The following is a 19,222-nucleotide window of genomic DNA, read 5'->3' as shown; positions in this document are numbered from 1 at the left end:
TGAAATTTCATTTTCAAGATTCTAATGGCGTAAAGCAGCCTTCGTTGGGTGCCATTCTCCGCGTGTTTCCTGCCTCCGGTTCAAATAATTTCCGCACGCGCCAAGCCACTGGCGATATTAGAGTGGCGGCAGATTGGGATTTCGCCCCCAATTGGTCGTTGAACCCTAACGTCGGTGTGGCGGTTTACGAAGATAGCCAAAATTAGACATTCACCGCCGGCCTGTTCGCTATGACCCTCAACTACAACCCCACCAAAGTATTGAATTTCTTTGTGGACACAGGAGTGCAATCGCCAGAGGAAAAAAACGGAATACCCGCCATTATTTATGATGTCGGTGTGGCGTATCTGATTCGTCGTGATACGCAGCTGGACTTTAGTGTCGGCACTGGAGCCGTAGGGTCTACTCCACCAGGCACATTCCTGTCAGTGGGAATTGGTATGCGGTTTTAACGACTCTGAACCGGATTCCTCGTCGCCCAGAAGGTAATACTTACCGCTCATTGTTGACCTCATGCATTGCCCCAAATGCTTCCGATAGTTATGTGGAGCCGCCTGTATGGCGTGAGCTGTGAGAGTGAACAAAGTCGCGGGCAGCCTGCGAACCTGCCGAGGCGGTATTTCCTTCGTTGTAAACCACGTTCACCTAACGACGCGGATCCGATGCCGCCTGCTTGAATTCTTTGTATTCATCATCGAACGTATCGATGGCCATACGATGCAGGATGGAATTCATCGTGAATGCGGCCCGCTCACGGTCCATATCTACCGAGTTGTTGTCCATACTGGGTTGAGATGGCACTACATAGCGGGCAAAGTCGAGCGTGCTTGGAGCGAATGACTGTGAATCAGCGGTACTGACATGCCGCACAGATGTCATTTGCAGGGTGAGCGCGGGCAATTTGCCCATGGCGTCTTGCATGGCTTCAGAGAAATTGATGTCCTTCGCTTTGTAGCCAGGGGTGTCCGCATTGGCAATATTGCTGGCAAGCAAGGCCTGTCTTTGAGCCCGCAGAATCAGCGCCCTGCCGCGCCACTCCTCATCAAGCGACGCACCTGCACCTCCAGATCCATTGAGGGGCAAAAACTTTGCGGGGTCCGACATAAGCGGTTACTCAGGCGGACGTCTTTCCACACTGCCCGCAGAACTTGGCTCCCGGCTGCAAGGCAGTCCCGCACTGGGTGCACGCCATGGCAGTCAAGGACCCACCACACTGTTGGCAAAAACGCGCACTAGGCGCGTTGGCAGTGCGGCATGTTGGGCACGCCACGCGTGGCACAGCCGGAGGTGGCGGCGGAACACCGCCTGGAGGCATGCCGCCGCCGTAGCCATACCCGCCATGGCCGCCTCCATGGCCTCCGCCATGATGTCCACCGCCATGCCCACCTAAAATTCTGTCCAAAAATCCCATGAGACTACTCCATCAGTCAGCTAATATTACGCCAATTACGCCAATTACGCCAATGCGGGCTGCTCGCCCTAGCAGGCTGAAGAAATACCTCCCACGCATCCAGCCCAGCAGCCCATCCCCCGGTAAGCTCAGCGGAGCCTCCCACATCACTTGACCCTGACCCCCATGCGCGGCGCCGACACCTTCACCGAGAGCCTGTTCTCTGTCCGCAAGCTCGACGACTTCGTGCCAGCTTCGCACCCCCTGCGCCCCATCCGCAAGATGGTCAACACCGCCTTGGTCAAGATGGATGCCTTGTTCTCGCGCATGTACGAAGCAGACATCAAGGGCGGGCGCCCCAGCATCGCCCCCGAGAAGCTGCTGCGCGCCATGCTGCTGCAAGTGCTGTACAGCGTGCGCTCGGAACGCCAGTTGATGGAGCAGGTGCAGTACAACCTCTTGTTTCGCTGGTTCATCGGCCTGTCCATGGACGACGAGGTCTGGGTACCCAGCGTATTCACCAAGAACCGCGAGCGGCTGATCGAACACGACGCCGTGATCGAATTCTTCAACGAAGTGCTCAAGATCGCCGACAAAAAGCACTGGCTCTCGGGCGAGCACTTCAGCGTGGACGGCACGCTCATCCAGGCCTGGGCGGGTCACAAGAGCTTTGTGCGCAAAGGCGACGATGACGCGGGTGGTGATGGCAATGGTGACGGCGCCGATGATGGCCCTGATGCAGATGCCAAAGCCCACAGCGATGGCGGCAACTTCAAGGGCCAGCGGCGCAGCAACGATACCCATGAATCCACAACGGACGGCGATGCCCGGCTGTACTGCAAAGGCAAAACCGCCAGCGAGCTGCGCTACATGGGACACACCCTGAGCGACAACCGCCACGGCCTGCTGGCCAATGCCGTGGTCACGCTGGCCGATGGCTACGCAGAGCGCGAAGCGGCCAAGGCCATGGTCAATGACGCCCGACAGGCGCAGCCTGATCCCACGCGAACCATCACGCTGGGGGCGGACAAAGGCTATGACGCACGGGAATTCATTGAGGCCTGCCAGGCCATGAACGTCATCCCCCACGTGGCCCAGAACAAGTCAGGCAGAAGCTCAGCTGTGCCCGAAGCCGTAGCGCAAAGTGAAGGCTACGCGGTATCGCAACGAAAGAGAAAGCTCATCGAGCAAGGCTTTGGCTGGGCCAAGACGGTGGGCGGCATGAGGCAGGTGATGGTGCGAGAAATCAAACGCGTGGACCAGATGTTCGTGCTGACGATGGCGGGCTACAACCTGGTGCGCATGCGCACGCTGGAGCAAATGGGACAGGTGCGTCTGCAGGGGGCGCATTGAGAGCAAACGGGGACAAAAGCGGCCTCTGAAGTGCAATGAAACGCCCAATTGGGCACGCTAATCCCGGAATGTGAAAAAAGCGCGCCAGCCTGCGGCTGTGGGGCAGGTCGTGATTGGAGTCTGGGGAGTATTTCTTCAGCCTGTTAGGGCTCAAAGCTTTTAGTGCACCGCTGTAAATTGGGGTTGTACGCCCAAACCAGCGGAATTTGTCCATGCCACGTTTTCGATGTCACCGTCTCTTTAGGGCGGTGAGGATGTCAAGCTATGGTAGGTGTAGTGACTCGCGTTTGAAACCCGTCCGACTTGCAATCAGCGGCTTTTCCGACTCAGATTATTTGCAACTGACTTTAGGGTCTCTGATGTTTCTGGCTATTTGCCAAAAAATGCATAAAACGCCCCTATCTTGACGGGTCTTGTTATTTCAGTTGACGTCAAACTGGGGCGAATCGATGCGTGGCATCGCAAACCAGCACGCCCTCAAATCACCGATGCAGGAATTGCTTCGATGGTCCGGCGGATGTATTCCACCATCATCGTCAACATCCAGGGGCCGGCAATTGCCAGCACGGCAACTACAGCAATTAGCTTTGGCACAAATGCCAATGTCGCTTCGTTAATTTGAGTTACGGCTTGAAAGAGGCTAACCAGCAGGCCGACCAACAACGCTGCGCCAAGCACGGGCGCCGAGACCATTACTCATAGGTCAGTAATTTAGCGGACAATTTAGGGAACTACTTTGCTTTTGTATTCTCCAAATCTGCATGAAACGAGATGGACGTAAATTGGCCCACAACACGCTCGAAGAAATGCGTGTTCTGGCTGTAAAGAGAATGAACGAGGGCGAGCATCCTGCTGCGGTGGCCGCTTCTCTTGGAATGCATCGGTCATGGGGATACAAGTGCCGAGCCGCAGCCAAGGGGCGTGGTCGTGGACTTCGAGCACTGCGTTCGACCAAGGGCACGGGACGACCCCGAAAACTGACGCCCGCTCAAGAGCGTCAAGTATTCCAGTGGGTCAACGGCAAGCGCCCGGACCAGTATGGATTTGACTTCGGTTTGTGGACGCGCCAGATTGTTCAAGAGTTACTGTTCTCCCGGTTTGAGGTGAAGCTCTCGCTGGCATCGATCGGGGCACTGCTGGCCCGACTGGGTCTGACCGCACAGAAGCCACTTGAACGCGCGTACCAGCGCGACCCTGCTGCGGTCGAACTTTGGAAAAATGAAACATTTCCCGCAATAGCTACAGAGGCGAAAAGCAGCGGTGCCGAAATAATGTTCTGGGACGAGTCTGGTTTTCGTGCTGACGCGGTGCACGGAAAGACATGGGCGCCACGAGGTCAGACGCCGGTGATTGAACGTCCCGGCCAGCGTCAAAGCATCAGCGCAGCATCTGCCGTCAGCGCCAAGGGTGCTTTCTGGTTTGCAACTTATGAGGGCGGGTTGACGGGAGAGCTGTTTGTCGAGCTACTCAAGAAGATGATGCATCGGCGCAAGAAACCTGTGCGTCTGGTGGTCGATGGGTTGCCAGCGCACAAAAAGGCAATCGTTAAGGAATACGTCGCCAGTACAGAGGGCAAACTGACGCTGCACTTCCTGCCCGGCTATGCGCCTGACTTGAATCCCGATGAGTTGGTTTGGAGTCATGCCAAACGCACCGGGGTGGCGCGTTCACCGTTGAAGGCGGGTGAAAAGCTGCAATGCCGTGTCGATGAGCAGCTACAAAATATCGCCAACGACAGCGCGTTGGTCAAGTCATTTTTCAGACATCCATCTGTCTCCTATATTACTGACTTATGAGTAAATGATATCACACGGGTATTTCTGGCCTAAGTAGTTCACAGCACATAGAGTGTTGGAATACTTGAAAAAGGAACGCGTAGCCCACTTTCAAAGGTGATGCTATTGTCAGTTGACCATTCGAGGGTTTGGGCGCTTTTAGCCTCCCAGGATCGGCACAAAAATCCGCCCACTGCCGATTCCACCAGATTTTGTACAAAGCCCAAAAATGTAGATCAACACCTTGCAATACCGGTGTCGGATCGGCGTCTGAAATTTCCGCCGGTTTGGGCTTAGAACCCCATCAACACCGAGTTGCAGTCCCAGATGAGTCCACAGCTCTTTTGGAACCTGTTCAAAGGCGCTCAGCGTCTGCCCAGTCATGCGCAGGAAGCCGATTTGCAGAGCCAGCGCCAAGCGGTGAAGGGGTTTGCGCAGGGAGCGAATTGCAGCCAGCTCAGCCGCACTGAAGGAGAAGAACGTGGTCAGCTCGAAGTCGTCAAGACTCGGCGGGATCTCACGCAGTCCCAGGTAAGGGGCTCTCCAATGGTCCATCGGGGACTCCAGGCGATTGATGTGTGGGGCAGCAATTATTGATGCGCTCCATCCCCGGCCTCAAACATGGGCTCAGGAAAGACTGATGAAAAAGTGGGCAGTCTTGTGGGTCAGCCGCAGCGTGGCGGGATTTCTGGATAGAGGGGGGTCAGAGAACCCAGTATTCATGCGGGTTCCAAGAGGGCGCCCTCTGGGAACCCGCATGGATGCTGGGTTCTGAAACGTCCCAAATTGCACTAAAAACAAGAGGACCCCAGATCACAAAGGGGGGGCCACCTGTGGACGTAGCCTCCTTGTAAAAACACCCCCTCCCGACGCGTTACATGGCGCCAACCCGGCTTTGGCGGCATTTCGCAGCCATCACAACAGATAATCCACCATTATCCATTGCCAGTTTTCACAAAAATTTGAATTTCTTGACTCGTGAAATAGTACGTAATATCATATTACGTACTACGGTACGAAATAGTCAGGCAAACCATGGCAAGAGCTGGAATCTACAAGTCGGAAGTGCTGCGCGCCCGCGATAGGCTGCTGGCCGCCGGGCGCTACCCGTCCATCGATGCGGTCCGGGAAGAACTGGGAAATACCGGCTCTAAGGGGACGATCCATCGCTACCTCAAGGAGATCGAAGAGGAAGAGGGTGCAGCCACCGGCAGCAAGGTGGCTGTGAGCGAGGCAATCCAGGACTTGGTGGGGCGCCTGGCCGCCCGGGTCAACGAGGAAGCCGAAGAGCGCGTCACGACTGCCCAGGCCAGGCACGCAGAGCAGATCAGCCAGCACCAGCAGACCGCAGCTGCCTTGAAAACGGAGGCGCAGTCCGCGCGCCAGCAGGTGGAACAAAGCCAGCGGGCACTGGCCGACGAAAAGGCCAACCACGGTAAAACCAGCGAAGCGCTGACCAGCAAGACCCTGGAGTGCACGCAGCTGGCACAGCAGGTTGTGGACCTGCAGGAACGCATCGCGGCCGAAGAGCGACATCGCAGTTCCCTGGAAGAGAAGCACCAGCATGCCCGCCAGGCCTTGGAACACTTTAGGGAAGCCACCAGGGAGCAACGCGAACAGGACCAGCGCAAGCACGAGCAGCAGGTCCAATACCACCAAGCTGAGTTGCGCACAGTGAACGAGACTTTGGCTGCGAAGCGGCAGGAAGCCATCCACACCCTTCAAGAAAACGCGCGCCTGCTGGGCGATCTATCTCGCGCTCAAGGAGATCTGCACTTGGTTCAAGAAGAGGTGCGGAGCCTGCGACCACTGAAGGACGAGCTGGGGTTTGCGCAAAGGCGCACCGAGGAATTGGGCAGGCGCTTGGTAGAGCAGGATGCGGAGGTCCAGAAGCTCATTTCCTCGAATGAGCGGTTGCAGGCCAAGGTCGATGAACTGCTCACCACAAAGCAGCTGTTGGAACTGGCGTTGGCGACGGCCAGTTCATCTGCCGAAGCACAAAAACAGATAGTGGCCAGCATGCTGGAGCGGTTTAGTGCGCCGGCACTCGGCCCTCATAGCACGACAAAGACCTTGGACGAAGGGGTCAAATATTCGACCAAGGAAGACGTAAAAAAGCTAACAAAAACAACACCTTAAGCTTGCTTCTGCGGTTTTTTACATGAATCCCTGCCGACCCTCAAAGTGCCCGCAGAAATCGCTGCGGCGTGCGAAGCCAATGTCGACGTCGCTTTGATCGAAAAGCATTGGGATAGTCTGGTGCACCTGGCAGCCTCGGTCATGAGCGGACATGCCAGTGCGGTGGCAGCTCTTGCGCGGTTCGGTTCTGCCGCCCAGGGCGATCCAATCTATGAGGCTGGCGTGCAATTGGGGCGGTTGCTGCGTACGGCGTTTTTGGCTGACTACTTTGTCAAGGACGCTTTCAGGAACGAGTTGCGCCGGGTGCTCAATCGGGGCGAGGCTGTTAACGCCCTCAAGCGCGCCATTTATACCGGCCGGATCAGCCCGGCGCAGGCCAAACGTGTCGATGAAATGCAGGCTGTGGCCGATGCGTTGAGCCTGATGGCCAACATCGTGATGGCGTGGAATACCTCACAGATGCAGGCGGTCCTGGATCGCTGGTCGAACCGCCGCCAGGTCATTCCACCGGAACTGATCGGGAAGATTGCGCCCACCAGGCTGGAGAGCATCAACTTGCGGGGTGTGTTTCGCTTCCCGGTTGACCGCTATGCTGACCAAATCCTGCCTTCGCGGCCAAATGCATCGATAACTGGCACCAATGGATGAAACCGACCACGGTTTGACGCCACGAATCGCAGATTTGAAAGTGAACAGGAAAGTCAATGAAATCAACGATCTACCAACACCACCTCCGCGCCAGTGCTAGCTTTTCGTACCGTCACTTATTGCACTGAAAACGAGGAGACCCCGTGATGTGTGTTGACCTCGAAAACCTTGGTGTGCTTGAATTGCTGCCAGGCATCAAGCCATTCGGCCAACCGTGGCGCGAGCTCGTGCCAACTCGAAAACTGCTCTTCGGGGGTCTGAACGACCATCTGCAACTTGAGTTTCGGAGCAGCGGGCTCCCGGTTGAGAGCGTGCCAGCTGGTGCGGCCAAGGATGCGAGACGCCGCATCGAGCGCTGCCGTGTGCTTGAGCGATACGCCCGCATCGCTCAGCCCCTTGCGCAGTCGCTTGGCCAGTGCTTTGGGGTCTTCGTCAGGCTGAGGTTGAAGGCCTTCGACGACCTTGAGCGCGGCCTCCGAGGTGAAGCGTGGTACCTTGAGATGGATGAACGTCCAGAGGGATGCGGCCGTAGCCTGCAGGTCTTGAGGGGAGGCGGATTGCGCCGACGGCGCAGCAGTAGCTGTCATTGATGAACTCCTGGAGAGCATCGAGGGACGGCACGCGTTGTCCGGCTCTCCAAGTGGAGGTCATCGAGCCGGGGAAAGAAATTTCGCAATCCAACTGGCTTTGCCATGCCGGACAGGATCCGGTGCGTGCACTGACGGGCGCCAACTTGCCCACGGTTCGGCTTGAACCGCATAAGAATCGTAAGCAAAAGCAGCTAACGCTGTCAACTACCTAGAGGAGTGGCTTGCCACCAGCACAGCATGACAGATGACTTTGAAATGGCGCAGCTAGCGCGGCCAGAACACCTCGAGGCGCTGGGCTCAGGCGCAAGCTGCAGCCGCTGAGGCCGAAGCAAATCCGCGCCCGCCCATGCTCACGGGCCCGAAGCAGCAGCACATTCTTCCGCACTTCTATCAGCCGGTCACCCTCAGTTGATTGAGGAATGCTTCGCTGAAACCATCTAGGGACTGTATTTCCCTTCGAACGTCCTCGCTGCTGTGGATCGCTGCTTTTGCTCGCACGATCTGGTCGCTAAGTTCTTGTAGTAACCCCTCGTTTTCAAGGATCTCTTTGGCCTTCGCCGCCGTGTCGCGTCCCGACTGGAGAGCGGCGTCCTTGCCAAGTAGAAAGGCGCCTGCTAGGTCTGGGTCGTATCCAGCAGCCGCCATCAGCTCCGACTCTTGCTCATAGAGTCGATCCATGTTGTCAGCCGCGGCGTAGTGCTGCGCGATGAACAGCAGATCTGTTGCGTCTTTGCCAGTAAGCTTCCTTCGATCACACCATGCGATGAGCTTGAGCACAGCCAGAGAAGGAAGGGAGCACGTCTTGACTACTAGCTCCTCACCTAGGTCGACCGTCAGGGCACTATGAAACGCGTCTTCGAACCCTGCCACGTTTAGCACCACATCATTGCCTGGAGGCCACGCAATCTCGCCTGCCGGATGCTCGATTTGACCAAACGGGATCAGATCCAGAGGTACTCCGTTTTGCCGCTCGTAATGTAGCCTGTGGGGCGTTCCATCTACCGCGTGGAACATACCTGTACCAATAAGAACATTCTTCAGTTGCTCAAAGCGTTCCCATCCATCAAGGTAGATCCCAAGGTCCACGTCACGTGTTGCACGTTTAACCTCCTGTCCGAATACGTGGACAAAGGTGATGTCCCGAGCCATGGCGCCGCCCACAAAGAACGGGAGTTCCAGGGCCTCGGTGGCTATGCACGCCTGCTTTAGGATCGCACGCAGCGTGGGATCAATATCGCGATCAGGAAGTCGTTTTAGCATCGAAAATGTCATTTTCAAGCATGCGCGCCACTTCACGATTGCGGCTATCCAGGCTGGTCATGAGATCCGCATAGATCAGCAGCAAAGGTGCGATCGGTTCGGCGCTTGAAGTGAGAGGTGCCCAAAAGGCGTCTAGGATTTCAACCGTTCCATTGGGATCAGGTCGCAGGCGATGCTTCATCAACAACTTCCCTCGGTCCTTCCAGCAGTAGACGGTAGCGAGTTCAGGTTGGAGGTATGAAGTTTTGAGAGCGGCGCCGACCTCGCCCCCCCAGACAGCTTCTTCAGGCTGCAGTTCGGAATTCTTCCACCACGTTCTGGCTTGAGGTGTGTACCGCTGAGGCCTGAGCTTTTTTCTCAGTGTAATGGGGTAGTTGCGCACCCACTCCGTCCGCAGGGTGTCAGCGGCAAGCAGCCTACGGCTTTTGCTGTCGCCAGGGCTCAAGTGGCCCAGGCGTCGAAGGCCTTCCATCGCCTTGGCTGCCGATCCTAGTGAGACCCCCGCCTTCGTGGCGATGTCTCGTATCGGGCTTCCCGGCATGTCGGGTTCTGTCAGCAAAGTGAAAACGACCCGTAATCCGCTTGCCGATCCCATAACCTCGTGTCCAGAGCTCGTTGGCTCTTGTTCACGCCTTTGCTTACCAGATATAAAGACGTAGCAGCCAGGAACGTCAATGAATGCGTTGCCTGCTGTGTCTATGAAGTTCAACCCAGCCTCAAGAAAAAGGTCGGCATTGTGCTTTGAGAGGTAGGGTACGACAAGCAGCCTACGCGGATGACGGGAGTTCTTTGAACGCTTGGCCTCTTGTGCCTTCAGGGTTTCGATGCGGACAACGGCTTTCACTTCTACCGTGAACCGATGGACAGACCCTTCATTGATTCGCAGGTCGAGCACAGCATCGGCTGTTGATCCGAGAGCTTCATGCTCACAAATGCTCCAGCTCAAGGGAGGGCTCGTGGCCTCCATCGCCTTGGTGAGAATGCTGTCGCCGTTCATTTAATGAGCTTGTTCAATAAAAATGAACACGAATGATAAATGAACAAGAAGTTTAAGCCAACCTGTCAGGCAACCTCGAAGTCGCTGGCGACCTCGAACTCGTGCACACCTGGTGGCACATCGCCTGGCGATCCAATTGCTTGGAGACCTTTGGGAACGCAGCTTCCACAAAGTCTTATCGCTGTCAGGTCCACTCGGCGTAGAGACCGGATTGGCTGCGCACTACACGCTGCCACGCAGCTTCTTTACCCCCTTCACCCGCTCTTCCAGATCTGCCTTCACATAGATCGCCGTGGTGGTGATCGACTTGTGACCCAGCACAGTCTGTACAAGGGCAAGATCTCGATCGGTCTCCTTGAGCAAATGGTGTGCGAAGGTGTGGCGAAGCCAGTGGGTTGATGCCCTCCTGAAAATCGCCCGCTTATCCGTCACGCTCTCGCCCGCCATCTCCGAGCAGTCGCTGAAGAAATCCTTCAGGATCTGATAGATCGACTGCACCGACAGCGACCCGTTCTTGTTGACGGTGAACTTGGGCACCCCCCTGGCATCCATGGGAAGGATGTCCGGTGCATCCGACACCCTCCGCCTTGCCAGCTGCTTGTCTTGCGCCAAGATCCAACGGTCATCGAGCACCCCAAGCAGCGGCTGTTCGTTGTCGGGAATGGACTTGAACTGAAGCATCTTGCGCTGTTCCATGAGCGCCTTTCGGTCCTTCATGTGCTCGCGCAAGGCCTCCACCACGTCGTCATGCAGCGGCACAAAGCGCTGACGATTGCCCTTGCCCACGACCTCGATGCACATGTCATTGGTGAGCCGGCCATCGATTCGCACGGGCTGCACCTGGCCCCAGGTCGCCTTGCAAGCTTCCTCTCGGCGCAATCCCCCCATCTCCAACAACAGGAGGATGGCCCGTAGGCGCCGTTTGGCCGGGGTATCGGACATCTTGCCGAAGGTCCGGGTGATCACCTCCCGGTCTTGGTCCGTGAACGAGCGCCTCACATCCATGGACAACTCATCGGTTCGCTTGCCGATGAGTTTTCGGGCGGGATTGAGGGTGGTGTAGCGTGACTCCATCCAGTGGGCGTACATCGCACTGACCGCCGCAAAGGTCACGTTCAAGCTGACCTGGTTCAGCGGACCCTTGAGCGGTCTCCATGTTCTGGCCTCGCGTCCGCGATCAGCCTTGGGTTCCTGAACCCAGTGCAAAGGAGGGTGGCACAGGAACTCCTTGAAGTCCTGCATGTCCAGCTCAGTCAGGGAGGAGAGGGCCAGTCCACGCTCATGCACGGCCCAGAGAATCAATCGCTCGATGGCGCGACGGTAGGCCGCCTGAGTGTGGGGCGACTTGTCCTTGAGCAGACGAAACCACGCGTGCACGGCCTCCTGATCGTTGTGAGCGGAAAGGCTGTTGGCGCTTGGGCTGCGAAACTCTCCGGAGGCACCATTGAGCGACACCGGCCAGTCCATGGCCATGAGCGGCGCAAGCCCCCCGCCGGCCCCTATCTCGGTGCCCGCGACGGCGGACAACGCACGCCCCGTCGATTGGGTCGATTTTCCCTGCAAAAACGGCAGCGGCTTTAAGCCTTGTCTTGGCTCTATGGGCCAACGGCTGAGCCACTGCACCAGACTGCGACCCCGGGACACCCCATAGCCTGGCAACTTTTTGACCCAACGCTCACCCTGCAGCGACATCCAGTCCACCAGGTCGCCCAGACTCACAACGCCCACCTCACGCAAGGCCTGGCGTTGAGCACTGTCGAGTTTGACCCACTGGCTGACCTGATGATTGCGTACAGGGCGCTTGCCCAGCCGTTCTTCGAGCCATTTGATCGCGGCGAGCTGGATCTCCACGCGCTGTGAAAGTGACTTTGCGGCCAAGGCCTCGGCGAACACGGCCTGGTTGGCCGTCTCCCCAGCGGCTACCCCGGAATCGTGGGATGGCGTGGGCGTGGGTTCCGCACTGAGCAGTTGCTCAATGTCCAACTCGACCAGGGACTGAGGCACAGCTTCAGAGACAGACGCCTCACGCTCATCGGAATACGCCTCCTCGTATAGCTCAATCAACTCGGCCTCGCTGTACATGTCCTCATCGAACTGGGCAGAAAACTCCTCCAGCGTCAGACGTGAGGGTTTTCGGGGGAGGTTGAGCGGCGAGGGGGGTATCACGGGTAGGGGCGCGTCCTCATCAACGTGGGCGGACGGGTGGGCCTCTGCGGACCCAGCCGCCACGGGCACTGTCGCCTCTGGCACCACGGTCTGGTGGTTGAGCAGGTCACGAACCATGCGCCTGGCCCGCTTGGAATCCAGAAACGCCTGCGCCCCGGCTTCGACACGGCTCAGCAATTCGCTGTAGATCTGCAGCAGGTCCGGCCGCTCGGGGGCCCGACCTGGCCAGCGCAGGAATTGTCGAGCGGCCGCGGCAATGTCCATGCCCTGGGCGACGGCGCGCAGGACGGCGAACTCATCGGCCGTCACGTGCTCGTGAGCCACCTGGGTCTTGGCACCCGGTGGCCGGCCTCGCCGACGCTTGGGCTTGTCGGGCTTACCTGGCTCGGGGGCGACCTGCGGCTCCTCATCGATCACGACGGTGGTGAATTGGCGCGAAGCCCGTGAAGAATGTCCGACATCGCCGAGGTTCTGCGCCGGGTGCTGCGGGCCCAACGCCTCGGGCCTGGCCTGTAAGAACCCGGATTCCTTGCTAGTCTCTTCATTCATGGTTCAACGCAGCCTCTCCTACAGGGGATGCTTGCTTGCAAGCCGGTGCCGTTCGCTTGGCCAAGCCAGGCGGCTGGCCAAGCACTTGAATTGGAAGGTCCGCGGACCAGGCTCGACCGACAGGCGATTGAGGCTGCCGTTTTGCCGGCCGCCGTTTTGACCATCCGGCACGGCCGGACAGCCCCCAAGTCGCACACAACCTCTCTGTTGTGCACGGTTTCTCCCGCGCCCTACCCCCAAAAGCCCAATTCTAATTTATGTACTGTCGATAACTATAATTATCGCCAAGTAAAAATTATATGTAAGAGGCGAGTAGGGCGGTTTGTAACAGGCTCTGGGCCCACCTTTGCCCTGAAACTGCCACTGGCGATTCGTGCCGATTGGTGTTGTCGATGTCGATTCGCATCGAGTCTTGTACTTTGTTCACTGAGTTTTGTATTCCTGGCCCTCGGCGGGCCAGCTGTCGAGTCCTCGCGCGTTTGAACTCAGGGGGCTCGAAGCTCCCCCGCCAGGTGGTTGATCCGTTTGGAGGCCTCCGATCTGAAAGGCGACGGAACCGCAAAGGCAGGTGAACGGCAGCACGTCTGGCCAGGCCGCAGACGCAAGAACGACCTCAAAGGCCTTGACCGCGCTCAGCGCGCCGATCCACCATGGTCGGTATCACCTCGGTATCGCTGAGACCCAAATGTTCCGTGCCGCCCGAGCCCAGCTGGATACACGGCGGACAGGTTGATTTGCTACTTTTTGTGTCGGGCGTCAGCACGCCGCAAGAGGTATTCGTTGAGTTCACTACCACCCGCTTGGGTGTTTTTGGAAAGCACGATGCCTCTTCATTCATGCCCTCCACAGCGCCCAGTGCGCCGCTCCCTGTTGGCTGCCATGCTCTCGCCTGCAGCGCTGGCCCTGGCATCCCTTCTGTACCAGCCCCTGGCCTGCAACGCCGCGTCGTTCGCCCTGTCTGGCGGCGGCCACTTCAAGCCACCAACAGCGGACCAACTGGCGGCCTTGCCAGCCAACCTGCCATTCACCCGCGCTGACCTTGCCTCGGGCACCTGGTCGTTCCAGGCTCGCTACGATGACAGCGTGCCCGACTCCGATCCGGACGCCTACGTGGGCCGCTATACGGGCGCAGTGCAGGCGTTTCGCCTGGTGGTCGGTAGCACAGCCATTGATCTGCCCGTGAGCCAGAGTGAGACCGTCGTCAGCGACGGCGGCCAGGGCTTCACCCAGCGTGAATCCATCCGCCTGGAGGTCAAGGCCCCGGTGGCCGCTGGGCTGCTGCGCGTGGCCTGGGTGCAACTCAACCAGCAGCCAGCCGGCACTGACCTGCGGGGCACCACTGGCGTCCTGCGCAGCGATGCGATGCCTGCCGCCGCCTCCATGGCCAAGTTGACTGTTGCCAACGCGGCTGACCGATTCCTGGAACTGCGCATCGATCAGCCTGGCGCCACCAACGCAGCGCCGCTGTTCTACCTGAGCACCTCGCAGCCCAGCGTCACCTCCAGCCCGTTCACCGCGCCCTGAGGAGCCCCAGATGCAGCACTCCCACACCCCCCTGTCCCGCCGTTGGCTGGCGCGCGGCGCGATAGCCCTGGTGATCACGGCCGGACTCGTCGGCTGCGGTGGCGGCGCCGATGTCGTCGTTTCGGGCGGACCGCCCCCGGTGGACCCGCTGAACCTGGCCCTGACCCGAGTGGGTCCGCAATCGATCCAGGTGGGCTGGAGCGACCACCCCGGGGTGGCCAGCTTCGATGTGCTCCGCGATGGTTACCGGCTGACCACCGTGAATTCAACATCCCTGATCGACAACTCGGTCTATGTCAACCAAACCTATTGCTACCAGGTGATGGGCTACGATCCACGAGGCTATCTGATCGCTGCCACCGATGCCGGATGCATCACAGTGGTGCCGTGAACACAGTCGATTTTGAACCCGGGGACTGTCTGCAAGGCGGATTGTGATTAAGGGGCTAAGCACTGCGGCCGGACGAGGAAAACTCAGGCTCTACTCAGGTTTATGTGTCAAAGTGTTACTCGAGAGCACTGCTCATTGTCGCAAATGCCAGCAGGAGGCTTGATCCTTGCCAAGAAAATGCGCGCGACTCTGAGCTTGACATACAGTAGGGGTGCCCGTGCACGAAGATACGATTCCTTCCCAACTTTTCCCCGAGGGGGAGAACTCCAAGTCCAGAGCCAAATCCGAAAAGCCCCGTAGGGTCGGCGCGCTGGGGCTCGTGGTCATTGCAATCCTTGTCGGGGTTGGTGGATTGGCCATTGCGAAGGTCATCCACCGCTTGTTTGGGCGCCGCAAGGGATAGTGAGAGATACCCGTTGTTAATCTTTGGGTCTGTCCAATGGGAGCTTTTCCCCTCGATGGTCAGACCAAGAGGGATACACACTTGTTAGATCCAGCGTGCAACTGGTTCATGAAAATCCCCCGTTGGTCTTCATGACCTGCGCGTTGATCCATCGACCATGCTTGCCGACGAGGACGACACCAATTCGGCGACATCCGCAGCCTCGCCCAACCGGTTCAGAGGCGAGAGGCCAGCCAAACTCTCCAACTGCTGCAGGGACTTCCCATTCAGGAACAGGTCGGCCCCTGCCATTGCCTGTTGCGACCATGATGTCTAGGAGGTCAAGGAGTTGACATCTATCGCGCTCACTGGTTCAGAATCCGATCCTCATGAGAATCCTGTTGATCGAAGACGACCCCCAGTTGAGCGAGGCTCTGGTCAGCTTTCTGCGCGCTAAGAGCTTCGTGGTCGACACCGTCTGCACGCTAGCCCAGGCCCGTGCCACCCTACCGGCGGCACACTGGGGTGCCGTGCTGCTGGATCTGCATCTGCCCGACGGCGATGGGCTGGGCCTACTGCCCTTGCTGCAACGCCAGCATGCCGACAGCAGCGTCATTGTGTTGACGGCCCGCGACCAGATCACTGACCGCATCCAGGGCCTGGACGCCGGGGCCGACGACTATCTGGTCAAACCCTTTGACCCCGAGGAACTGCTGGCCCGGCTGCGCGCCGTGGAGCGTCGCCGTGGGGGGGCCCATGGCCAAGGAGCCACGCTCACCCTGGGTGCCTTGAGCATCGACTTGGCACGTAACCGAGTGTGCGTCAACAGCCAGCCGGTGGAACTCACGGCCAAGGAATGGGCGTTGGTGCGCGTGATGGCCAGCCGCCCCGAGCGCATCCACAGCCGCGAAAGCCTGCTCGATGCCCTGTACGGCTTTGACGACGACACCGACAGCAACACCCTGGAGGTGTTCATCAGTAACCTGCGGCGCAAGATCGGGCGCGAGCGCATCCAGACCTTGCGTGGCCTGGGCTACCGTTTGGCCAACAGCAGCTAGCGAGTGAATCTCACGAACGTCAGCATGATCGTCTCGTTTGTTTGCTACTCACATTTATTGCCGGCGAATTTTGATCCACAGTCCTCAGGGCCTCGATGGGGTCGACATGGGTCATCAGACCCAACACACGATGCCGCTGCATCACACGATGCCGAGCCTCGAGCGCTATGTCGTGGCCTTCCTTTACGGTCAACGTCTCGTCGACCTCAATATGGGCGTCAACGACCACCATGTCTCCCATCTTTCTGGTGCGAATGTCGTGAACACCGAGGACGCCCGGTGTCTCCAGAAGGGTTGCGCGTATGGTCATCACCTCCTGTTCATCGATGGCCCGATCCATCAGGTCATGAAATGCATCCCAAGCAAAACTCCATCCCATTTTGGTTATCATGAAACCGACGAGGGCGGCAGCGATAGGATCCAGGATCGGAAAGCCAAGTAAGTTTCCAGCGATGCCCACGCCGACAATAAGTGAGGATGCGGCATCCGAACGTGCGTGCCAAGCGTTTGCCACCAAGAGACTTGATTTAACTCTTTTGGCTACTTCAAGCATGTAGCGGAACAGCAGTTCTTTGGCAGCCAAAGCGCCTAAAGCAACCCACACTGCAGTGGGGTGCACGTGGGGGATCGTCTCTGAGCACTGCTTCGCACAAACCGACTCCCGTCGCAGCCAGAACGGGGGGGCTGCTGCGATTGCTGTTGCGTCGATACTGCTGGTTGGGGCTGCATCGGGAGGCCAATCCGTGGTTCAGCCACTGGTTCATTTGCGTGGCCTTGGATCGACCCAAGGTGGAGTAGGCGTGCCGACCAATGAAGGCAAAGCCTTGCGTTTCAAGAAAGTTGCTTCCCTTGAGCAACTTGAGGCTGAGGTGCAGGCAGCGCGCCAACGTGGACAGGCTGTGATGCTGGATGTTTACGCAGATTGGTGTGTTGCCTGCAAAGAACTTGAGGCACTCACCTTCAGTGATCCTTCGGTACAAATGAGACTTGGTGAAGTACGTCTTTTGCAAGCTGACGTCACGGCCAACAATAAGGACGACCGGGCGTTGATGAAGCGGTTTGGCTTGTTTGGCCCACCTGGGGTCTTGTTCTTCAATCAGTATGGCGGTACCGATCCGGTCAAGAAGGTGATTGGGTTTCAAAATGCATCAGAGTTTCTCGTTTCATTGGAGCAAATAACTTCAGTTAAGTAGAGTCAGAGGCATAAATTAATTTTTAAAGAACAGTGTGCAGGAAGGTTTTTTTGCATTCGCACGTCCGTACATTTGGCGACACAATGCGAGAGTGGTATCGTATGAATTCATACATCCGAAGCATCTCATTGTGGTGTATGGAAATTTGATTTTATTTTGTGAAATTTATTGGCTCAACGGTAATCGGAGAATGCGACAGATTTTCTTGAAAGGAATTTAAATGAAAAAGTTGCACACGGAGGAGTTTGAAGAGTGGCTGCTCTCTGAGAAATTTATTGCCAGACATGATTTGGCTAGTGATGATTTGTTGAGTTGTGAAAAGGCAAAGAGTCGTATTGAGCATTTGGATTTGGCGCTGCGTCTCTGGCGGGAATATGTGGCTGTTAGTAATCTCTCCAGTGAATTGATGGCCAGGGTCGATGTTCATGATTATCGAGGTTGACTAAGCGTCGTTGCGTTTGGGGTTTAAATAAAATCAATCAAATTGACTGGGAAATATTAATTTATATCGCGCATAAATAATCATCGCAGACCTGCGATTGACGGAAGTAATGTTAATCTGCCCCGCCCCTTGCAGACGTACCAATCAGAAGTGGAAATTCAGGTTCAAGGTTAATCGATTTGTTTTTGAGTTGAATGGGGGTTGAGCTGCATCGCCAGCGCGGTGGCGATGCAGTTCGGCAAAACGAGCCGGTGGTATGAGGTCCAAGCTGCTGTGCAGTCTGACGTCGTTGTGACCCGTGTGCCAGATGGCCACGGATGTTCGAGCCTGATGCAAGGTCTCAAACCAACTCTCGTTGAGTTGCTCGTCGCGGAATTTGCCATTGATGCTGTCGATGTATCCGTTCTGCATCGGGCGTCCTGGCTGAATCAGGATGTGACGAATTCCGTGAGTCTGAGCCCAGGCCATGAATGCTCTGCTGGTGAATCTGGGCCCTAGCCAATGCATAGTGGTTGTCAGCAACATTCGGCAGCAAGCATCCTTTGACTGTAAGCGTCTCAGCAAGTCATCTACCCAACTCTGCGCCGCCCCCTGAGGATCCATCCCACCAATCACTCCCCTTGGTGGACACATGGACTCTTCAGCAATCAATCTCCCATCCCCCAGCCGGCGCCGCGGCCGCTACAGCGACTCCTTCAAGGCCGACATCGTCGCGGCCTGCAAAGCCCCGGGCGTTTCAGCCGCTGCGGTGGCCCTGGCCAATAGCCTCAACGCCAACCTTGTGCGCCGCTGGGTGGCCGAGAGTGATCCCGCCTACAAGGCTGCTGTTCAATTGGCTCGGGTTACATCCTCGGTTCAGGCTTCTCCTGCATTGACCACCTCTGTCTCCACGCCCGGGTTTGTCTCCATACCGCTTGCCACCCCCAGCGCGGATATCCGCATCGAACTGCGCCGTGGCGATCACCTTGTCACCCTGTATTGGCCCGTAGCCGCGGCCGGTCAGTGCCTGGGCGCGCTGCAGGACTGGCTGCGGTGATCCGCATCGACGCGGTCTGGCTGGCGGGGTCGCCCCCATGGACATGCGAGCTGGCCCCGACACCGCCTTGGCCCGGGTGATGGCCGTCTTTGGCTCAGCCCAGCCTCACCACGCCTATGCGTTTGCCAACGCCCGAGCCACCCGCATGTAGGTGCTGGTGCACGACGGCCAGGGCCTGTGGCTGGCTGCGCGCCGTTTGCACAACGGCAAGTTCAACTGGGCCTCGGGGCCTGAGCCCGGCTTGCCCCGGTGAGCCAAGGGCAAGATCGTTGGGAAGAAAGTGCTATGGAAGCCCAAAGACGTGATGTACCGACGGAGGGTTGATTCGC

Annotated in this window: 19 protein-coding genes and 4 pseudogenes; 13 read left to right on the top strand and 10 right to left on the bottom strand. The window is 57.8% G+C overall.

The window, feature by feature from the left end; all coding sequences use genetic code 11:
• Both F624_RS35555 and F624_RS35035 read left to right on the top strand, forming a co-directional pair.
• A pseudogene (locus F624_RS35555) lies at positions 1-206 on the top strand (hypothetical protein); the annotation flags it as partial.
• A 24-nt stretch (positions 207-230) separates the two neighbouring features.
• Complete coding sequence (locus F624_RS35035; RefSeq protein ID WP_157443598.1) at positions 231-452, top strand: hypothetical protein; 222 nt, start codon at positions 231-233, stop codon at positions 450-452.
• Between the two features lie 193 nt (positions 453-645).
• On the opposite strand, the gene flgB is transcribed toward F624_RS35035, so the two are convergent.
• The gene (flgB, locus tag F624_RS32770; protein WP_019576784.1) at positions 646-1,104 is read right to left on the bottom strand and encodes a flagellar basal body rod protein FlgB; all 459 of its coding nucleotides are present in this window, start codon (positions 1,102-1,104) and stop codon (positions 646-648) included.
• Positions 1,105-1,114: 10 nt separating this feature from the next.
• On the bottom strand, positions 1,115-1,315 hold the full coding sequence (locus tag F624_RS34325; RefSeq protein WP_342663602.1) for a double zinc ribbon domain-containing protein: 201 nt from the start codon (positions 1,313-1,315) through the stop codon (positions 1,115-1,117).
• A 261-nt stretch (positions 1,316-1,576) separates the two neighbouring features.
• On the opposite strand from F624_RS34325, the gene F624_RS0123305 reads away from it, so the two are divergent.
• Entirely contained in the window at positions 1,577-2,743 is a 1,167-nt protein-coding gene (locus F624_RS0123305) for an IS5 family transposase (RefSeq protein WP_019576782.1), read from the top strand.
• 477 nt (positions 2,744-3,220) lie between these two features.
• Here the strand turns inward: F624_RS0123305 and fliQ are convergent, their stop codons facing one another.
• Entirely contained in the window at positions 3,221-3,436 is a 216-nt protein-coding gene (fliQ, locus tag F624_RS32765) for a flagellar biosynthesis protein FliQ (RefSeq protein WP_019576781.1), read from the bottom strand.
• A gap of 68 nt (positions 3,437-3,504) precedes the next feature.
• Here fliQ and F624_RS0123295 point away from each other — a divergent pair, with 68 nt between their 5' ends.
• Positions 3,505-4,539 (top strand): IS630 family transposase, encoded by a 1,035-nt coding sequence (locus F624_RS0123295; protein WP_031256016.1) that lies wholly within the window; start codon positions 3,505-3,507, stop codon positions 4,537-4,539.
• A gap of 138 nt (positions 4,540-4,677) precedes the next feature.
• Here F624_RS0123295 and F624_RS0123290 read toward each other — a convergent pair whose 3' ends face one another.
• Positions 4,678-5,073: a DUF4158 domain-containing protein gene (locus F624_RS0123290; RefSeq protein WP_019576779.1), complete on the bottom strand. Its 396-nt coding sequence runs from the start codon at positions 5,071-5,073 to the stop codon at positions 4,678-4,680.
• Between the two features lie 480 nt (positions 5,074-5,553).
• Here F624_RS0123290 and F624_RS0123285 point away from each other — a divergent pair, with 480 nt between their 5' ends.
• Together F624_RS0123285 and F624_RS0123280 are read left to right on the top strand one after the other, a co-directional pair.
• On the top strand, positions 5,554-6,657 hold the full coding sequence (locus F624_RS0123285) for a DNA-binding protein (RefSeq protein ID WP_019576778.1): 1,104 nt from the start codon (positions 5,554-5,556) through the stop codon (positions 6,655-6,657).
• A gap of 42 nt (positions 6,658-6,699) precedes the next feature.
• A pseudogene (locus tag F624_RS0123280) lies at positions 6,700-7,305 on the top strand (Tn3 family transposase); the annotation flags it as partial.
• 116 nt (positions 7,306-7,421) lie between these two features.
• Here F624_RS0123280 and F624_RS0123275 read toward each other — a convergent pair.
• The 4 genes from F624_RS0123275 to F624_RS0123260 all read right to left on the bottom strand — a co-directional run bounded on the left by F624_RS0123275 (position 7,422) and on the right by F624_RS0123260 (position 12,867).
• Complete coding sequence (locus F624_RS0123275; protein ID WP_019576776.1) at positions 7,422-7,892, bottom strand: glyoxalase superfamily protein; 471 nt, start codon at positions 7,890-7,892, stop codon at positions 7,422-7,424.
• 393 nt (positions 7,893-8,285) lie between these two features.
• Positions 8,286-9,155 (bottom strand): nucleotidyl transferase AbiEii/AbiGii toxin family protein, encoded by an 870-nt coding sequence (locus tag F624_RS0123270; protein WP_019576775.1) that lies wholly within the window; start codon positions 9,153-9,155, stop codon positions 8,286-8,288.
• Complete coding sequence (locus F624_RS34320) at positions 9,136-10,152, bottom strand: type IV toxin-antitoxin system AbiEi family antitoxin (protein ID WP_084679624.1); 1,017 nt, start codon at positions 10,150-10,152, stop codon at positions 9,136-9,138. Before F624_RS34320 ends, F624_RS0123270 begins: the two co-directional genes overlap by 20 nt.
• A gap of 222 nt (positions 10,153-10,374) precedes the next feature.
• Complete coding sequence (locus F624_RS0123260) at positions 10,375-12,867, bottom strand: tyrosine-type recombinase/integrase (protein WP_019576773.1); 2,493 nt, start codon at positions 12,865-12,867, stop codon at positions 10,375-10,377.
• 822 nt (positions 12,868-13,689) lie between these two features.
• On the opposite strand from F624_RS0123260, the gene F624_RS0123255 reads away from it, so the two are divergent.
• From F624_RS0123255 to F624_RS0123235, 3 genes are all read left to right on the top strand, one after another.
• Positions 13,690-14,391, top strand: a complete 702-nt coding sequence (locus F624_RS0123255; protein ID WP_157443596.1) for a hypothetical protein — start codon at positions 13,690-13,692, stop codon at positions 14,389-14,391.
• A gap of 10 nt (positions 14,392-14,401) precedes the next feature.
• On the top strand, positions 14,402-14,782 hold the full coding sequence (locus F624_RS0123250) for a hypothetical protein (RefSeq protein ID WP_019576771.1): 381 nt from the start codon (positions 14,402-14,404) through the stop codon (positions 14,780-14,782).
• 771 nt (positions 14,783-15,553) lie between these two features.
• A complete protein-coding gene (locus F624_RS0123235) occupies positions 15,554-16,222 on the top strand; it encodes a response regulator (RefSeq protein WP_019576770.1) in 669 nt (222 codons plus the stop codon).
• Positions 16,223-16,241: 19 nt separating this feature from the next.
• Here F624_RS0123235 and F624_RS0123230 read toward each other — a convergent pair.
• Positions 16,242-16,850: pseudogene (locus tag F624_RS0123230) on the bottom strand (cation diffusion facilitator family transporter); the annotation flags it as partial.
• A 172-nt stretch (positions 16,851-17,022) separates the two neighbouring features.
• Here F624_RS0123230 and F624_RS35405 point away from each other — a divergent pair.
• Positions 17,023-17,415 carry a thioredoxin family protein gene (locus F624_RS35405; protein ID WP_169426680.1) on the top strand — a complete coding sequence of 131 codons (393 nt, stop codon included), beginning with the start codon at positions 17,023-17,025 and terminating at the stop codon, positions 17,413-17,415.
• A 220-nt stretch (positions 17,416-17,635) separates the two neighbouring features.
• Entirely contained in the window at positions 17,636-17,857 is a 222-nt protein-coding gene (locus F624_RS0123220; protein WP_031256006.1) for a hypothetical protein, read from the top strand.
• 144 nt (positions 17,858-18,001) lie between these two features.
• Here F624_RS0123220 and F624_RS35400 read toward each other — a convergent pair.
• Positions 18,002-18,352: pseudogene (locus F624_RS35400) on the bottom strand (integrase core domain-containing protein); the annotation flags it as partial.
• Positions 18,353-18,488: 136 nt separating this feature from the next.
• Here F624_RS35400 and F624_RS0123215 point away from each other — a divergent pair.
• Positions 18,489-18,893 carry a transposase gene (locus tag F624_RS0123215; RefSeq protein WP_019576767.1) on the top strand — a complete coding sequence of 135 codons (405 nt, stop codon included), beginning with the start codon at positions 18,489-18,491 and terminating at the stop codon, positions 18,891-18,893.
• Between the two features lie 151 nt (positions 18,894-19,044).
• Positions 19,045-19,146 (top strand): IS66 family insertion sequence element accessory protein TnpB, encoded by a 102-nt coding sequence (tnpB, locus tag F624_RS36540; protein ID WP_019576765.1) that lies wholly within the window; start codon positions 19,045-19,047, stop codon positions 19,144-19,146.
• Positions 19,147-19,222: the final 76 nt, after the last annotated feature.

Origin of the sequence: Curvibacter lanceolatus ATCC 14669 (assembly GCF_000381265.1) — a bacterium.
Classification (GTDB): domain Bacteria; phylum Pseudomonadota; class Gammaproteobacteria; order Burkholderiales; family Burkholderiaceae_C; genus Curvibacter; species Curvibacter lanceolatus.
The sequence above is the reverse complement of the archived record's forward strand: the minus strand, read 5'-3'. Positions and strand labels throughout refer to the sequence as shown.

Coding starts and splice junctions, on each gene's coding strand:
- F624_RS0123260 (WP_019576773.1), bottom strand. CDS start 12,867: ATGAATGAAGAGACTAGCAAGGAATCCGGGTTCTTACAGGCCAGGCCC.
- F624_RS0123270 (WP_019576775.1), bottom strand. CDS start 9,155: ATGCTAAAACGACTTCCTGATCGCGATATTGATCCCACGCTGCGTGCG.
- F624_RS0123275 (WP_019576776.1), bottom strand. CDS start 7,892: ATGACAGCTACTGCTGCGCCGTCGGCGCAATCCGCCTCCCCTCAAGAC.
- F624_RS0123215 (WP_019576767.1), top strand. CDS start 18,489: ATGGACTCTTCAGCAATCAATCTCCCATCCCCCAGCCGGCGCCGCGGC.
- F624_RS0123235 (WP_019576770.1), top strand. CDS start 15,554: ATGAGAATCCTGTTGATCGAAGACGACCCCCAGTTGAGCGAGGCTCTG.
- F624_RS0123220 (WP_031256006.1), top strand. CDS start 17,636: ATGAAAAAGTTGCACACGGAGGAGTTTGAAGAGTGGCTGCTCTCTGAG.
- F624_RS0123255 (WP_157443596.1), top strand. CDS start 13,690: ATGCCTCTTCATTCATGCCCTCCACAGCGCCCAGTGCGCCGCTCCCTG.
- F624_RS0123285 (WP_019576778.1), top strand. CDS start 5,554: ATGGCAAGAGCTGGAATCTACAAGTCGGAAGTGCTGCGCGCCCGCGAT.
- F624_RS34325 (WP_342663602.1), bottom strand. CDS start 1,315: ATGCCTCCAGGCGGTGTTCCGCCGCCACCTCCGGCTGTGCCACGCGTG.
- flgB (WP_019576784.1), bottom strand. CDS start 1,104: ATGTCGGACCCCGCAAAGTTTTTGCCCCTCAATGGATCTGGAGGTGCA.
- F624_RS0123250 (WP_019576771.1), top strand. CDS start 14,402: ATGCAGCACTCCCACACCCCCCTGTCCCGCCGTTGGCTGGCGCGCGGC.
- fliQ (WP_019576781.1), bottom strand. CDS start 3,436: ATGGTCTCGGCGCCCGTGCTTGGCGCAGCGTTGTTGGTCGGCCTGCTG.
- F624_RS0123295 (WP_031256016.1), top strand. CDS start 3,505: ATGAAACGAGATGGACGTAAATTGGCCCACAACACGCTCGAAGAAATG.
- F624_RS34320 (WP_084679624.1), bottom strand. CDS start 10,152: ATGAACGGCGACAGCATTCTCACCAAGGCGATGGAGGCCACGAGCCCT.
- F624_RS0123290 (WP_019576779.1), bottom strand. CDS start 5,073: ATGGACCATTGGAGAGCCCCTTACCTGGGACTGCGTGAGATCCCGCCG.
- F624_RS0123305 (WP_019576782.1), top strand. CDS start 1,577: ATGCGCGGCGCCGACACCTTCACCGAGAGCCTGTTCTCTGTCCGCAAG.
- F624_RS35035 (WP_157443598.1), top strand. CDS start 231: ATGACCCTCAACTACAACCCCACCAAAGTATTGAATTTCTTTGTGGAC.